This window comes from Thiocapsa sp. (assembly GCF_018399035.1).
In the GTDB taxonomy this organism is placed as follows: domain Bacteria; phylum Pseudomonadota; class Gammaproteobacteria; order Chromatiales; family Chromatiaceae; genus Thiocapsa.
In genome coordinates, this window is record NZ_CP073760.1 from 1658702 (window position 1) to 1675351 (window position 16650).

At 57.8% G+C, this 16650-nt stretch carries 8 protein-coding genes; 2 read left to right on the plus strand and 6 right to left on the minus strand.

All coding sequences use genetic code 11. The features are described from left to right. Positions 1 to 678: 678 nt before the first annotated feature. Both KFB96_RS07635 and KFB96_RS07640 read right to left on the minus strand, forming a co-directional pair. Positions 679 to 1557 carry a sulfotransferase gene (locus KFB96_RS07635; RefSeq protein ID WP_213462624.1) on the minus strand — a complete coding sequence of 293 codons (879 nt, stop codon included), beginning with the start codon at positions 1555 to 1557 and terminating at the stop codon, positions 679 to 681. Positions 1558 to 2246: 689 nt separating this feature from the next. Continuing rightward, complete coding sequence (locus KFB96_RS07640) at positions 2247 to 3626, minus strand: hypothetical protein (protein WP_213462622.1); 1380 nt, start codon at positions 3624 to 3626, stop codon at positions 2247 to 2249. A gap of 1077 nt (positions 3627 to 4703) precedes the next feature. Here KFB96_RS07640 and KFB96_RS07645 point away from each other — a divergent pair. Then, positions 4704 to 5627, plus strand: a complete 924-nt coding sequence (locus KFB96_RS07645) for a sulfotransferase (protein ID WP_213462619.1) — start codon at positions 4704 to 4706, stop codon at positions 5625 to 5627. Positions 5628 to 5730: 103 nt separating this feature from the next. On the opposite strand, the gene KFB96_RS07650 is transcribed toward KFB96_RS07645, so the two are convergent. The 4 genes from KFB96_RS07650 to KFB96_RS07665 all read right to left on the minus strand — a co-directional run bounded on the left by KFB96_RS07650 (position 5731) and on the right by KFB96_RS07665 (position 13943). After that, positions 5731 to 6159 carry a hypothetical protein gene (locus KFB96_RS07650; protein WP_213462618.1) on the minus strand — a complete coding sequence of 143 codons (429 nt, stop codon included), beginning with the start codon at positions 6157 to 6159 and terminating at the stop codon, positions 5731 to 5733. A gap of 790 nt (positions 6160 to 6949) precedes the next feature. Continuing rightward, on the minus strand, positions 6950 to 7792 hold the full coding sequence (locus KFB96_RS07655; protein ID WP_213462616.1) for a CpsD/CapB family tyrosine-protein kinase: 843 nt from the start codon (positions 7790 to 7792) through the stop codon (positions 6950 to 6952). A gap of 571 nt (positions 7793 to 8363) precedes the next feature. Continuing rightward, positions 8364 to 12374 (minus strand): PKD domain-containing protein, encoded by a 4011-nt coding sequence (locus KFB96_RS07660; RefSeq protein WP_213462614.1) that lies wholly within the window; start codon positions 12372 to 12374, stop codon positions 8364 to 8366. A gap of 1332 nt (positions 12375 to 13706) precedes the next feature. Continuing rightward, complete coding sequence (locus KFB96_RS07665; RefSeq protein WP_213462612.1) at positions 13707 to 13943, minus strand: hypothetical protein; 237 nt, start codon at positions 13941 to 13943, stop codon at positions 13707 to 13709. Between the two features lie 1401 nt (positions 13944 to 15344). Between KFB96_RS07665 and KFB96_RS07670 the strand changes: the two genes are divergently transcribed. Continuing rightward, positions 15345 to 16409, plus strand: a complete 1065-nt coding sequence (locus KFB96_RS07670) for a hypothetical protein (RefSeq protein WP_213501866.1) — start codon at positions 15345 to 15347, stop codon at positions 16407 to 16409. The last annotated feature ends 241 nt before the right edge of the window (positions 16410 to 16650 follow it).

A 16650-nucleotide genomic window follows, 5' to 3' on the forward strand; every position in this document is an offset into this window, starting at 1 on the left:
CCTACATATTAGCGAGCGTAACATTTAGCGTCGGCGATTATGGTAACAACAACGACACCCTTCGCCAAATAGGTCTGGGATTAAGGTTTCGGACGAGTGCAGCATAGATCGACCCGGCTCAAAAAACTCTGCCGTCCGCTGGCTCTAGGGTCATTTTGCATCACTGGCGTCGAAAAAGTTGAGAAGTACGTCGATTTTTTAGTGAGCGTCTGCCTAAGTGAGCCTTTTCCGATTTGTTGCAGAACGCGTCCACGCCGATCACTTCAGGCACGAAATGAACCGACACTCGATAGCCTATAACCTCTCAACCTTACCCAATATTTCCAGTGAGACAAGACGATGATCGGTTGTTGGATGAAGCCGCCTAGGCGAGAAAGACCATGCGTCGTCGCCGGGCCTAAAATGTAATCTCACACCCTCGTTTGCGAGGGGCATTCTCAGTAAGTTCCATGAGGTTACGAAGATACGTCAGTATCGTCCCAAACGCATTTCCAGCGTGAGTACAGAACCACCTAGTTCACCTTCGACCAAGGCTCCACAGACGAAGACATTTACATTGCGAAAAACCAGTCGCGCGGACTGCTACCGCTGGCAGGCGAAAAACCAAGCGACGCTCAGTGACCAGTTGCCTTTGCCGAGGTCCGCTTATCACCTTGGCAGCTCTTCCTGGTCAAGTCTTCATAAACCTGGGCTCGCCTCCTCACTTATCTCAGTGGCATTCGATCCGGACAGCCATTTTGACAGATTCAATTGAAGCAACTCCTGCGTTCTCAAAATGTCGTATGTAAATACCTCCAGAGCTGATTCGCGCTCGAACAACGTAAGCTTTTGGGGAGCCAGATTCCGCGCTACTACGCGCTTTAGCGCACCCCTAAAGTTCCGGGGTAAGGCAACGTTTACGAAACGCCGTGTAAAAGGATCCATGGCGAGCCGATCGATGAGGATACTCTTGGGCAAACCCCCTTGGTTGTGAATCTCTACGTCACTGCCACAGAATTTCGAATCCACACCCAAAAAATGGAAAAGAGAAGTAACAGTAGCTCGTGGAGCACTTGAGATATCATCAAAAAGAATCACCTTCAATTGCTCTTCCGGAAACAGCGATAGAAATCGATTGAACTTTTCAAAATAATTCGCCTGCAGCCAGGGATCCCGCTCAAGCGCTTGGAGGAATGTGAGACCGCGATTCCGTCCGCTTGACCGAAGATTCATAAGGTACATAGAGTAAGCACGATCGACTGGGTTCCGAATTGATCCAATGAGCCGGACGTCTGGGATCAATTCCTTGATCCGACCTGCGGCATCCGGGAAATCCAGGTAATGTGGAGAAGCCTCTCCGATAGCTTTTTCAGTGGTCACTCCAGCGAATAACGCTTTGTACTGCTCGAGAGTCCTTATACTGACCTTAAGCGTCCTAGGCGTACCCTCATAACAGAAGAACCTCGCCTCCTTAAGGTCGTCCGGCATAAATATCTCCGGATGTTCTTTGAGATAGTAATACAGCGACGTCGTACCTGACTTCGTCGCGCCGATGATAAGAAAGTTTGGAAGTGGCATTTGCTTCGACTCCCTGGGATTTTTTATAGCCCGTCTGTAACGCCGCACTTGGTCCCGGCTTAATAAGCCATCTAAATGCTGTGAACTCACTACAACACCCGGCCCCGCTCATCTCACACAACTTTAGGAGGACGGGGGTGCCAATCGAGGCACTAGACAGACAAGATGCCGGGTGCCACGTAAGATCACAGCGCCTTTTCGAACCGATATCGACACAAAACAAAACCTGACGCAGCAATGGCAACGCTCCGTTCGATAGCGCTCTCTGCATCGCCAAACAAATTGGTGCCAGCGGACCGCTGATTCACCAAAAGACCCAAAGACTCCGGACGCGTCGGCCGAATAAGACATGGCATGCACCAAAAACCACGAAATCGTGTGCTCTATTTCAAGTAAAAAGCACGTTTCCATCCGGCCCGTGACGTGACATCAGGACTTGTCTATCCCACACCTCCTTAAACCGGGCCTTTGGTCGCTAACCAAACTTTTGAGCAAAGAAACAGGCCTAACGTGATATCGTCCATAATAGAGAACTGCCGGATGCCGGTCTTAACCTTTAGCAACGGAGTATAGTGAACTGCGGAATAATGGGCAAGCCGCATCGCCCCAGTCATCGGAGCCTTTTACCGCGGCGTTCACAACAACGCAACGCCGCTCCATAGCGATTTCGAATAGGTTTTCTAGTTCGTTTAAGCCTGTGGAATGTGGTCATCACGGTACCCCTTGGTAACACGGATCCAATACAAGACATAGCCAACTGTGAACATCGTAAAGGTTCCGAACGTCACGCTTTCAAGCATGTCTGCGCGCCACAACATCTGAACTATGAGCATCACTGCGACGGCACTGTATCCTGCCAAAAACGCACGATGTATATCAGGAATTCGCGCGTCCCTCGAGAGCCGCTTCGCAGCAGTCGCAGTTGTGGTGAGCGCTCCGACTAATCCAATTGCCCCGATGATACCTACCTCCCAGAGTAAACGCGCGAATGCCTTACCCATTCCCGCCCGGCCGTACTCCGGGTCAGTCAACAAGTGCCCTTGGACGACTCCATACTCTTTCGCCGAACCCATACCGTGCCCGACCAAGGTCTCAAGGGGATTACGCAATAAACTGTGCATCTCCCACCAATAAACCAACGAGGTTCCGCGATTCAACTCCGCTCCGCCTCCGAGCACCGCGTAGCCTAAGGATTGGTCAATGAATGCATCGAAACTCTCCGGCGCCCCCACTGGACTACCGCGATAGTATTGTTCATCCATATAATATTGAAATGCCAAGAATCCCACCAAAGCGAGACCCATGGCCACGAAGCGTAACGCATAGACCGGACGCTCTCTGATCTCCGACCAAAAAAGTACCATTAGGCCTACTGGCATAAGAACAACGACGGCCTTGGCGTGGGTCCACAACAGAGGCGTGAAGACCCAAATCACAAGAGAAGCACCGAAGATGGGTCTTATACACCGATGTTTCATTAAAGCCATAATCACAAGAATCTGGGTCACTTGAAATGCGGACATCAGAGCCCCCGTACCAAGGGTGTTTCCGAATGTCCCACCGAGCCTATCTCCAAAGAATGGCTGGCCGTGCCACAAATAAGCCTGAATTCCCGCAACGAACGGTTGGAAGGCTGCAAGGACCAGAAACGCGACTCCAATTACCAAGACTGAGCGCTCGTCTTTCAGCAAGAAATAGAAGATGAAAGGTATTGCCCACGCCTGAAAATAGCCCTTCGCGCCGACGAGAGCCTGTGCAAACTGCATCGCGTACGCAGAGCCAAGTGCCGCGGAAAATAGAAACAGTAAGAACAGCGCGATCGGCTTTGGTGGTCTTATCGCTACAGCCTCGACCTTACCAATAATAATTCGAGCAATAACAATAAGCCAAATCCAGAAAAATAGCATCGTCACCGCATAGTCCAACTTCTGGAGCTTCGGGAATATCATAGACGCAATAGGTTCCACCAATAGTGCTAGTGCGAAAGCTGCCCCTACCATTGCATTCAGGTTCCATGCGATGGCGAAAGCAACCAACAAACCGAAACCTATAATATAGACGAATTCCACGATAGTTCCTTTTTGAAGTGCTCGTCACATTGGCTTTTGCAAAAATCATCGATACCGCAGCTGCCGCGTTAGAGCCGGATCCTCCAGATTCCGGGAAACCAGGTCGGCCTGATGACGTGCACGCCGAAGACAACGCTCCCGTGTCATCACGGAATAAAATTCCAAAGTTCACGCGCCGACCCTGAGCATCTCCCGGAGCCCGGCGCGAATCTAGTGCTCGCCGATCCTGGCTAAACGTGTCCGGCTCTGATCCTGTAGCGTCCCGTCGGGCTCAACACTGCTCGCCGTTTCCCGCCTGGGTGAAGACGGTAACAGCAAGGCGACCGTCCCGGGAGTTGGGATCGTCAATCATGCCGAAGCCGAAGCCACATCGTCCGATCGAACAGCATTGATAACATTCTAGATGCTTTGAGAGTCGTCAACACTTATTATGTTCCCTACCGAACTCCTCGACACCACCACCTCTGTAATCCGATGGACGCCTAGAAACCTCTCCGACATGTCCGTTTCAGAGTGGAAGATCAGCGGAAGCCGGTCACAAGATAAACAAGACAGGTGTGCCACCCTGATTCCTGCACATGCGACTTGATTCACAACTCGTGAATCTAGTGTTCGAGCGCATCGCGGACCGAGGTCCGACGGCCTGTTAGGTTATGGTCATTGAGACTTTGGTGTAGCCCGTTTTCAGTGGCAAGCATGTTTCAGATGGAGATGGCTCAGATGACAAACACGCAAGTGAGCTTTTCAATATGGCCAGTCGGTAGGAATGAGGATCGAGAAAAAATTCACAGAGCCCCATGCAGATGCTGGTGAACTGCGATGCACTTGTCCACCCTTCCCATCCGATCAACGGCGTAGCCACCCTTCGCGACGGGACGTCACGACCTTTTGAAGGCCTGGGCAGCCGGGATTTTGGCGGCGGTCCGCGAAAGCGAAACACGGAATCTCGACGCCATCAGCTGGTTGGAACTCGAAAATGGGATGAGACGTTGGATCCGAAATCCCGCCGCGAAAGTCCGCTTCGGTTAGCCGGTTGTCTCCACACTTCAACCAAATGTGTTTTGGCAGATTCTTCATATGTTAAACCTTGACGAACACGAGAGAAATGCATTGACTCTAAATTCTTACGAGGGCCCAGCCAAGTCACTCATCTACATCGGAGGATGTGGAAGAAGCGGGACGACCATTATCGGGTTCTGTATCGGCAACGCCTCAGAAACAATTGATCTGGGCGAAGTCATTGACTACGCGCGGCGTTGCGGTAAACCTATTCGATTTAAAGAGTACCCAGAAAGTCGCGAATTCTGGCAGGCTGTAACTAAAAGGCTGCAGGAGTCGCCTGATTGGATTGGTTTGACCCAATTCGCTAAGCTGCAACGCCGCTTGGATACCCACGCCTCTTTTCTGCCCTTACTTCTTGTGCCTTTCGTCCTTAGGCCCTTAGGACTGGTTAAGTATCGAAAGGCACTTAAACAATTTTACGAAGCAATATTTGCTGCGTCGAATCATTCTTTTTATATCGACAGCTCGAAATATCCGTCTAGGTTATTGCATCTGTCGGAAATCTTTGACGATAATCAGCTTCTCGCCATTTATTTAATAAGGGATCCCGCCGCGGTCATCAGCTCGTTCCGCAGTACTGCCGGCCAGACCCCTAAAAGACCGGCTGCGGCGATTCTTTATTATGTAACAATTAACTCCTTCTTCAACCTGCTATTCTTCATTCGCAGGAATATTAGATCGATTGCCGTCCGATACGAGCAATTTATATCCCAACCTGAATCTTTCCTAGATCGTTTGAGCAAAATCGTGCCCATAGATGTTGAGCCAGCGGTAAACAGAATTCGGGCGGAATTACCGCTCACGCGTGGATTCCTCATGACAAGTAACCGGATGGGGCAGAAATGGGAAGTCGTGTTGAGGAAATCCAAATCAGGTCCAACAGAAACGCTGCCGGTTAAGTCATTAGCCATTCGCCTGCTACGACGTGTTTTCATGTGACATGAGGCGTTTGGTCGGCATAATCGACATAATCCTTGCCTCCAAAACCTAATCTTGGAATGTCAAGCGCCCCGATTCACCGATCGCGCACGTGGGAAGGGTTTTAACGCAAAATCTTGAAGGACAGCTCAGTGCAGTCCCGATAAACTCCTGCGCATAATTTGTGAATGACCGTGCGTGCGGCCGTGGTTAGGTCGCTGGATTTCGTTAGTGTATCGGATTTTAATTGGTCGAACGTCGAATGCGCAGGCATACCTATGCCAAGCCGACCGCATAGATCCGCTAAGACGTCTTGCGTTTCCATAATCATATCTTCATATTCAAACGCAATCAACCGTTCCGCCTGCGGACTTTGGCTCATTTCAATGAATTGATGGCACTTACCGATATAGGCGTAGCAGGCCCTCCGCAGCGGTGAAAGACCGAAGATCCCTCTGCGACCGAAGCGTATGAGGTCATCGTCGTGCAAATGAGGCACGCCGCATGAGAGAAAGAGCTCGTTGAGCGGAAAGCGCGCCCAATTATAGACCATGGAATAAACGACCGACTCCGGTCGGCGAAGCACCCAAACGAGCCTATAATCGGATGTAACTCGTTGGTACTCCGAGTAGCATTCATTCAAATAGGTTGTTTGAAAACAATAGCGACCTGATGAAGTCGGTTGTCGCCTGCCACAGAGTACGTAGGCACCTGCAAGTTCTTCGTCGCGCCCCTGATGGGATGTCGTGATGTCGGGGCTAGCCGCGATGAGGCTTGTGGCTAAGGTGGTCCCGGAGCGTTGACATCCCGACACGAAAATCGGTCGCTCGAAATCGTCCGCCGCTCGGAGCAGGTGGCACCCCCGAGATCGGACGGTTGCTGCGAACCATCTCCAGTCCAGCGCCCGGAAGTAGAGTCGATATGGGCGTTTAATGTGGTCTATGAGGGTCATAGAGGCCATGGTCAATGTATCATCGTAGTGCGCGACTTAAGCGAACAGGAGCGTCCGTTTTGCGATCGTACAGGCCGGTACCGATTGAAACTCCGAAACGGTCTTCCGGTGCACATTTGTGAGACACCGGCATCTCGGGGATCACCTTTGCCACCAGAGTCAGGGCGATTACAGAACATGATCACGGCCATAAAGCGGATCGGACACAAGCGGGCTTCGTTCTTCGTTATCGGCCACAGCGGCACGTGGCGCGGAGCGCCACGCGGCATGCGTGACACCGCGGAGCGGATGTCACGAGCCTTTTGCCTTTGGTTGGGGTTCGGGTGTCTGTTCTCATGAGCGAGTCGACTAGTGGCATTGGGTCAGCCTTAGACTATCGGGGCAGAGAGGATCAGTAGTAGGCGCTCTCATGGCCTTCTTTCTCCGGAGTCGCTTTGTTGAGGATCGTACCGATAATGCGCTTTGGATCCAAAAGCTCATAAGCACGCTTGAGATCGGTGCGGGTCGTCTGTCCGTCTTCTAACACCAACAGAATGGCATCGACGTTGGGGGCAAATGCAATGACGTCATCACCGGCGAAAAGGGGCGGCAAATCAAAGAGGATGATCCGGTCTTGATATCGATTCTTGAGCTCTTCGACGAGCCTGGTCATTTTGGGACTGGACAATGCTTCGGAGGAGTTAAGCAAGGGCTCATGCCCGGGCAGCACGACAAGACGATCAAATCCGGGATGAAACAGGATTTCGGAGAGCTCGACCCGACCGAGGAGGTAGTCACTGAGTCCCGGGAGCTCCTCAGCTGCGAGATAGCTCGCCATCCGCGGCTGCCTGAGGTCCAAGTCCGCCAACAGGACCGTCTGATTGACTTCGTGTGCGAGGCTGATACCTAAATTAATCGTAGTAAGCGTTTTGCCGTTGCCTTTTCGCGTCCCGGTGATCGCAAGTGTTTGCCAGCCATTCGACCTCATGCTTTGCAGAACCTTTGTCCGCAGGACCTTGTAGGCGACCGCTGAAGGCTCGTCGGACGCCCCGGTCAAGACACGGTGGGCTCGCAGATGCTCCGGGTCGGCGGGGATCGTCTTTGTCGAGTGATAGACAACGTCACTTGGCGCTGGCGTTGCGCGAGCAGCCGTGTTCAGCTTAGCTGGCTTCGAGGCGGTTGATTCGGTTGCGGACGTTATCGGTTCAGCCCGCTCCGCACGTGCGCGTTCAATGGCTTGTTTGATTCGTTCCATGGCCTTGATACAACGATATGAGATTTGGTTTAAGGGACGGTGCCGATAGTCTACGCCAGAAGCGAGGCGATTGGCGCGTTCTTCGTCGGCTCGGCTTCGGGTCCAGGCGTCTGTGCGTCGGGCGGTCCGGCGAAGGCTGATCCACAACGCGGAAAAGGATACGGAAACCACGGGGCGTGACGAAAGGAGGTATGGTTATCATGTCTCGGGGCTTGCCAGGCTCATGGCCTCTGGTTTCGGGCGGCCTTGGTCTCGACCCGTGCCGATGCCACGCGGAGCGCGGAGCGCCGGCTGAGGTCTGGACTCCGCCTATGCGGTGTCGCAAGCTCGTCGGGGCTTGGGTGAACGATCTTCCGAACAATGTATGAGGGGTTCCAAGGCGATTTCCGCAAGACTCGATCCCCGTAGGTTGTGCTGACGATAGGAAGCACAACTTGCGCCGACGGTAGGTTGTGCCTCGCACGGCTCGGCACAACCTACGCGATTGGTGTGGTGGTTTCCGGAATTCGCCTCGGGTTGTTGCCGAAAAAAGCCGCAGCGCCCCCTCGGGCGCTGCGGCTCGGCTAGCCCTCTATTCGACGTCTGCGAGGAAGTAACCCACCTGTTCTGCAATCTGCGGGGCCACATCGCCCAGCGACTCCTCCGGCTGAACCCGGAGGTCGACTGACTCGATGTTCAGGTTCTGCCAACGCAGTGCCGCCGTACCCGTGCCATCACTGCTCTGAACGTCTGCAACGATGACCGGTGCCCGTGCGAAGACGTTCTGATAGAGCAAGTTGTAGGTTCGGTGATCGACATCCTTGCCGGTGCGGCCTACTTCGTACCTCAACCCGTCGACCACGCCGGTGGAGACTTCCCAGGCAATATAGTCGATCCGCTCAGCGGTATGTTCCGGTACGCTTGCCGCTTCCGTGCGCAACCCGATGTCGAAGCCGTCGACGCCGATGTTGCCGAGCCGGGACATGGCTGCCTCGGGTCCGTTGGCGCTCGTGACCGCAGTGAAGACCACCGGGACGTCGGCGAAAGGCGCCTCGAAGAGCTGGCCTTGGAAGGCATTCGTCACTGCCGTTGTCACCGATCCTGCCTCGATCTGCACGCCACTCTCAAGGGTGTGGCGACCGCGCTCCATGGCCATGTACGAAACGGTTTCGAGGTCATGCCAGCCATCGAGATAGTCCCACTCTTGGACCCGAATCCAGAAACCCTTCGAATCGATACCGTCGATCCGGACGACAGCTGGGTCGGAGTCGTTTGCACTCAGGGCCTTCGCAACGACGATCGGGTCGTTGAAGGTACGCTGGAAGTCCACCCGTTGCCATTCTTGATTGATCTCGACCTCTCCGATCTCGATCGCGGGCTCGGAAACATCGGCCTCTGCCTGAGCGGTACGAGCCGCACTGGCGCCCTGCAGACTGGCAGCCATGAAGTTCAAGGTACCGCTGCTGGAGGTTTGCACATAACGCAGGTTCAGGGTCTGCCCGGCGCTCGCGGCCTGGTAGGTGATGGCGAGCCGCGCGTCATAGTCGTCTCGCAAGGAGTCCAAATGCGAAACCTTGACGCTGTAAGGTGCTGCGCTGCCGTCGCTGAGACTCACGTCGAGCCGCGCGTCGCTCTTCCACCCGCCGACATAGACGACCAGGGTGCGCGCATCGGTGTCTGCCGGCACCGTCAGCGCGTAGCCGCGCCCCGCCCCGGACAGGACCAGGCCGGCGTTGGTGGTCGCGCTCACCGTGGGCATCCCGTCGCTCCAGGTGTAGGCCGAGCGTGCGCTGTTGCTGAAGCGCCCGAATCGGGTCCCGTCGATGCTCGCCAAGGCGCCGATCTGCGCTGCCACGCTTGCCTTTCGGTTGACTTCGCCGGCGGTGCTGCGTCCCCAGTGCGCCCAGTCGATTGTCCCTTCGCTCGTGAGGTTCATCGAACTGCCGGTCGCACTCAGGTTGGCATCCAGTCGTGCTTGGACCTCCGGGGCGGGTTCCTTGACCACGATCAACGCCGGCTTATGGAGGGTATCCGTTCCGGAGGTGCCGCTGACCGTTAGGCTGACGTCGTAAGTGCCTGCGGTCTGGTATGTATGGACGGCCGTTTCGGCGATGCTCTTGCTGCCGTCGCCCAGGCTCCAGCCATACGCCGAGATGTCGCCCGTCGACTGACTGGTGAAGGTCACCGTGAGAGGCGCCGTGCCGGACTCGGTGCTGGCCGTAAATGCCGCCACCGGTGCAGGCGTCGGCGGGACCGAGGTCGATCCGCCCTGCAGGGTGGCGCCCATGAAGTTCAAGGTGCCGATGCTGGAGGTTTGCACATAGCGTAGGTTCAGGGTCTGTCCGGCGCTCGCCGCTTGGTAGGTAATGGCGAGCCGCGTGTCATAGTCGTCTCGCAAGGAGTCCAAATGCGAGACCTTGACGCTGTAAGGTGCTGCGCTGCCGTCGCTGAGACTCACGTCGAGCCGCGCGTCGCTCTTCCACCCGCCGACATAGACGACCAGGGTGCGCGCATCGGTGTCTGCCGGCACCGTCAGCGCGTAGCCGCGCCCCGCCCCGGAGAGTACCACGCCCGCGTTTGTGGTCGCGCTCGCCGTGGGTGTCCCGTCGCTCCAGGTGTAGGCGGGACGTGCGCTGTTGTTGAAGCGCCCGAATCGGGCTCCGTCGATGCTCGTCAAGGCGCCGATCTGCGCTGCCACACCCGCCTTGCGGTTGATGTCGGCCGCGGTGCTGCGTCCCCAGTGCGCATAGTCGAGCATCCCTTCGCTCGTGAGGTTCACCGAGCTGCTGGTCGCGCTCAGCTCGGCCTCCAATAGCCCGGATGCGGACACGTCAATGTAGTCAGCGCGGTCCAGGGTGTCGCTGCCGCCGGGACCGGAGACTGAAAGGTTGACGGCGTAACGACCCGGCTTCGTATAGGTATGCGTGGGCTGCTGCGACTGACTGGTCTCGCCGTCGCCGAAGCTCCAGGTCCAACCGGTGACCGATCCGCTCGACTGGTCGCTGAAGGTCACGGTCAAAGGCGCCGGACCGCTGGTGACGTTGGCCGCAAAGTCGGCCACCGGCGCGGGTTCCTTGACTTCGATGTAATCGGAACGCACCAGGCTGTCGCTGCCGCCGGGGCCTGAGACTGAAAGGTTGACGGCATAACGACCCGGCTTCGTATAGGTATGCGTGGGCTGCTGCGCCTGACTGGTCTCGCCGTCGCCGAAGCTCCAGGTCCAACCGGCGACCGATCCGCTCGACTGGTCGCTGAAGGTCACGGTCAAAGGCGCCGGACCGCTGGTGACGTTGGCCGCAAAGTCGGCCACCGGGGCGGGTTCCTTGACTTCGATGTAATCGGAACGCACCAGGCTGTCGCTGCCGCCGGGGCCTGAGACTGAAAGGTTGACGGCATAAAGGCCCGGCTTCGTATAGGTATGCGTGGGCTGCTGCGCCTGACTGGTCGCGCCGTCGCCGAAGCTCCAGGTCCAACCGGTGACCGATCCGCTCGACTGGTCGCTGAAGGTCACGGTCAAGGGCGCCGTACCGCTGCTGACGTTGGCCGCAAAGTCGGCCACCGGCGCGGGTTCCTTGACTTCGATGTAATCGGAACGCACCAGGCTGTCGCTGCCGCCGGGGCCTGAGACTGAAAGGTTGACGGCATAACGACCCGGCTTCGTATAGGTATGCGTGGGCTGCTGTGCCTGACTGGTCTCGCCGTCGCCGAAGGCCCAGGCCCAACCGGTGACCGATCCGCTCGACTGGTCGCTGAAGGTCACGGTCAAGGGCGCCGTACCGCTGCCGACGTTGGCCGCAAAGTCGGCCACCGGGGCGGGTTCCTTGACCACGATCAAGGCCGACTTCTGGAGGGTATCCGTTCCGGACGGGCCGCTGACCGTTAGGCTGACGTCGTAAGTACCTGCGGTCTGGTATGTATGTTCTGCCGTTTCCGCGGTGCTCTTGCTGCCGTCGCCCAGGCTCCAACCATACGCCGAGATGTCACCCGTCGACTGACTGGTGAAGGTCACCGTGAGAGGCGCCGTGCCGGACTCGGCGCTGGCCGTGAATGCCGCCACGGGGGCAGGCGTCGGCGGGACTGCGGTCGATCCGCCCTGCAGGGTGGCGCCCATGAAGTTGACGGTACCGATGCCGGAGGTTTGCACGTAACGCAGGTTCAGGGTCTGCCCGGCGCTCGCGGCCTGGTAGGTGATGGCGAGGCGCGCATCATAGTCGTCTCGCACGGAGTTCAAATGCGACAAGGTGACGCTGTAGGGTGCTGAGCTGCCGTCGCTGAGACTAACGTCGAGCCGCGCGTCGCTCTTCCACCCGCCGACGTAGACGACCAGGGTGCGCGCATCGGTGTCTGCCGGCGCTGTCAGCGCATAGCCGCGCCCCGCACCTGCGAGGACCAAGCCCGCGTTGGTGGTCGCACTCGCCGTGGGCGTCCCGTCGCTCCAGGCGTAGGCGGGGCGCGAGGTGTTGCTGAAGCGCCCGAACCGGGTCCCGTCGATGCTCGTCAGGGCGCCGATCTGCGTCGCCACGCCCGCCTTGCGGCTGACGTCGGCCGAGGTACTGCGTCCCCAATGTACCCAATCAACGCCGCCTTCGGCCGAGAGGTTCACGGAACTGTTCGTAGGGGCCAAAGTACCGCCAAGATTGGAGTCTCCACCCGGAATCGAAGCCGTGACCTCGTTTGAGAACTCGCTGCATTGAGTGCCGTCACTGGTGCAAGCGCGGGCCGCGAAATAATACTGCGCCCCTTCTTCTAGACCTGCCACGATCACGCTGGCGTCGACGCTGGAAACATGCGTGCTGTATGACTTGCTGGCTTTCCCGTAGTGAAGCTCGTAATGAGCGACACGGATATCTTCTACCGGGTTCCACGCAAGGGTCAGGAGATTCTCGGTGGATGCGTAGGACACACCCGACATCAAGAAAATAATCAGAAGTGTGAACCACTTCACAATACCGAGATCGCCCGGATCAAATTGTGATGCCGGGAGCACACCGCGCGCCGATTCGCGTAACATGGCCCAATCCTCTATCGCTGGTTAGCCGACAGTCTGGTCAAATACGAGGTCGTTTCCGGTAGCGACTGCCGTTGTTACAAGACCCATGCGTCGAGACGGTTTTCACCGCTTTTTGGGTTCTTGTCCCTTTCCGGATTGGCTGTTAGTAAACCAGCAGGGGGCGATGGAGTTTGCGATGCGGGTATCAGAAAGACGCTGAGCGAAAAGTGCCGAAGCCAAAATGTGAAGACGATCACATTTCAAAATGACGTTGGAAGGGAGAGCTTTATGAAAACGGTCTTCTTGGGGTATTTTCGAGGAAAATCCTGACCCGCACTGAGTGGCTAGAAAGCGAATTCGTTATCAGGATCACAGGGCTGATCGCGCACTTTCGTCAGACCCTGGTCATGCTACTCAAATCCAGATTCATATCGCCATGCTATTGTTATCTCTAGTTATTTCATGAAACATCGCCCATTTAACGAGCGTCTTGATGACCGCCCATCTTATTCAATAAAAGGCTGGGTTCTGAGCGAAAACGTGAGCAAATCCGGCCTTATGAGGGCGGCGCGGCCATCCGGCACATTACAGGCTACGGATTACCCGTTGCTCTGCCAGAAGCGGTCTGTTGCGTAGAGCGTCATGAGAGGGGGGATACTGCAGAGACGCTGCGAGGAGCGAACGAAAAGAATCGGCGACCGGTTTTGTGAAGAAGGCCGCAAATTGAGAGGTCGATCTCGATTGGGCGGTGTCGCACAAGTAAAGTGTCTGGGGAGCAAGCCTGAGCAGCAGCACCGCTCGCACCCGACTCGGCGATCGGACTATCCCGACGACGCGGAAGCGCTTGAGCCGCTGGGGAATTCGCATGAAGAGGTTTGGCCGTTGCCGGGTCGCACACTCAGCGATCAAAAGTCGGCAAGTGTTAGATGTTGCGCCCCACCGCCGTCAAGGTGAGGTAGCCCCTGTATTCGTCGATGCGCTGACGCGACAACGGCGGAGCCCATTTACCTCAGGATCGTTCATGGCAGACAGCACGGCGAAGGGCTGCAGGCGAATGAAGCGCGAATCGCCTTGAGGTTCACGCTGGCCCGCCGAGCGCCTGTCCTTCTCCGGCAGCACCAGAGGGCCGATCCCCTCGGCCGTCGCGCGCAGGTGCTTGTGGCGGCGGTAGCCTTTGACCATCGTGTGGCTCGCGACCGGGCGGCAACGCTGAGCGTCGACGCGACCAGAAGCCTGAAAACCTTGGATTCACTAAGACGCATGGCCCGCCGGTGCAGGATAAGGCGATGCTGGTTTGCGCTCGCCGCCGCTCACCGCCACGCGCCGATCCAGCTCAGCAATGCCCGGCTCTCCGAGCGACGATCGTGGATCGTGGATCAACGGCGGTTCGAATACCGGAGCAGATGAAGGCTCATTGCGTGCTCGGGCGGGATTCGGGAAAGATCACTGCCAGGCCGTCCGGCAACCCATCGGTTGGCCTTAATCTGTCCCTCTTGATTTGGAATCAGCTCACCTCAACATCATAGGGTCATAATATAACATTCTGTTTATAAAGCATGAAACGGGTTTCTGCTCATCCACCACATTAAGAAAGCAAAACCCCACGACGAGCGTTGCGGATGGGATTTACAGGCGTACGACACACCCGATAAAAAGCCCCATGAGCGGGATAGAAACCGATTAACGGCAGATTATGACCTCTTTTTTTTCTCGACTTGCGATACCATGTTCCGCGAGCGGAAGATGTAAGTACGCGACATCGGCGGCGTCTACAAGGCCGCGCACGCTGAGAAAGCGGCAACCCGTTGCCTCACAGACTGACTCTTTAAGCTCCTTCCGCCGCGGGTGCCCGACGACCTTTCGTCAGCAGATAGACCCAACCTAACCTATCAACGAGGTACGGAAGCGCTCAGGCTGGTCGGGTGGGGTCCTTTCGAGAGGCCGGGAAGGGTCAGCCGAATTTCGCTCGGATCTCCGAAGTAGCGTACCACGACCGGAACCGTTCCCTTCGAGCGCCTTCGGGGATCGGGTGGCAGCGCTTAGATGACGAAGGCCAGGACGATTTTCGTCACGCCCCCCGCTTAAGCACTGTTTGAGCGGTAGCGCATAAGCGGTGGAGCAGTACTTGCCTAGGGAGTGTGAACGCCCGCACTTGGAGTGGACCACGGGGCAGCGTCCGAGGACTTGCAGGCAACCGTTCGTCGTCCGAGAGCAAGCCGAATAGGGCGACACCGGGCACGCCCGAGGCCCTTTGTCTGCGCGACTTGGCTTGCCTGCACCCGCACCGGTCGCAGGGATGGTCTAAAATTCTTACGGATCAACGCCGGGGGTTTTCATGTTACAACTCAGATGCTCGATAGAAGTCGGGTCGTTCATTCGCCCTCCTCGCTCTTGTCTTGTTGTCCCTCAGCAATACAACATTTTTCTCCTATAAATTAAATCGATACCGGCACGCACGGCATTCGGATGTCACAGATGAAAAATCGCTTCGATGGGTTGGCGGAAGAATCAGAATCAGTAACGGGCTCCGTGATCCGACGGTCCTTACTGTTTATTTTATTCCTCCTACTGATCACGCCTGTGGTGTCCCCCGCGGCGGGTCTTCTGCAGACCACGCTGAGCGCCACCGCCAGTCCGGTGAACCTCACGGCCGAGGGCACGCTCGACTGGGTGCACTGGGGGCGCAGTACGCCCACCGACGTCAACCGCAAGGCCGGCGCGGCGGCGCAGATCGGCACCCTGACGAGCATCGACGGGACCGGGTTCGGGCGTTTCAGCAATGGCGGGCGCCCCGCCTACACCTGGAGCGACGGGACGCCCACGGCGAGCGCGACCACCAACGCGGGCGTGGCCCTTTTCGGGGCGGGGCGCGGCTATGCATTGACGGTGCCGGCCGACACCGAGGCGCGCACCCTGGTGGTCTACGTCGGTGGGTGGAACAGCAACTCCAGGCTCGACGTGAGTCTGAGCGACGGCAGCGCCGCGCCTTACAGCGTCGCCCTGTCGCCGTCGGACGGCAACCCGCTGCGCGATGATTACGACGTGCGCCTGGCGATCACCTATCAAGCCGCGAGCGCCGGGCAGACCCTGAATCTGCGCTACGAGCAGACCTCCGCCGGCGGGACCGTGAACTTCATGGCGGCGACCTTGCAGGGCGGCGGCAGTGCCCCGGTGAATCAGCCCCCGCAGCTCGATCCGATCGGGGCTCGCACCGTGCAGGTCGGCGCGACCTTGACGGTGGACATCGCCGCCGCGGATCCCGACGGTCCGGCGCCGCTGGTGCTGGGCGCCGCCCCCCTGCCCGGCACGGCGGCCTTCACCGACAACGGCGACGGCACCGGGCGTTTGATCTGGACGCCCTCGGCAGGCGATGTCGCGGCCAGTCCCTACAGCCTCGTCGTGACGGCCTCCGACGGGGCCGGGGCGACCGACAGCGAAACCGTCGCGGTGACGGTGATCGAGAGTGCCCCGGTGAATCAGCCCCCGCAGCTCGATCCGATCGGGGCTCGCACCGTGCAGGTCGGCGCGACCTTGACGGTGGACATCGCCGCCGCGGATCCCGACGGTCCGGCGCCGCTGGTGCTGGGCGCCGCCCCCTGCCCGGCACGGCGGCCTTCACCGACAACGGCGACGGCACCGGGCGTTTGATCTGGACGCCCTCGGCAGGCGATGTCGCGGCCAGTCCCTACAGCCTCGTCGTGACGGCCTCCGACGGGGCCGGGGCGACCGACAGCGAAACCGTCGCGGTGACGGTGATCGAGAGTGCCCCGGTGAATCAGCCCCCGCAGCTCGATCCGATCGGGGCTCGCACCGTGCAGGTCGGCGCGACCTTGACGGTGGACATCGCCGCCGCGGATCCCGACGGTCCGGCGCCGCTGGTGCTGGGCGC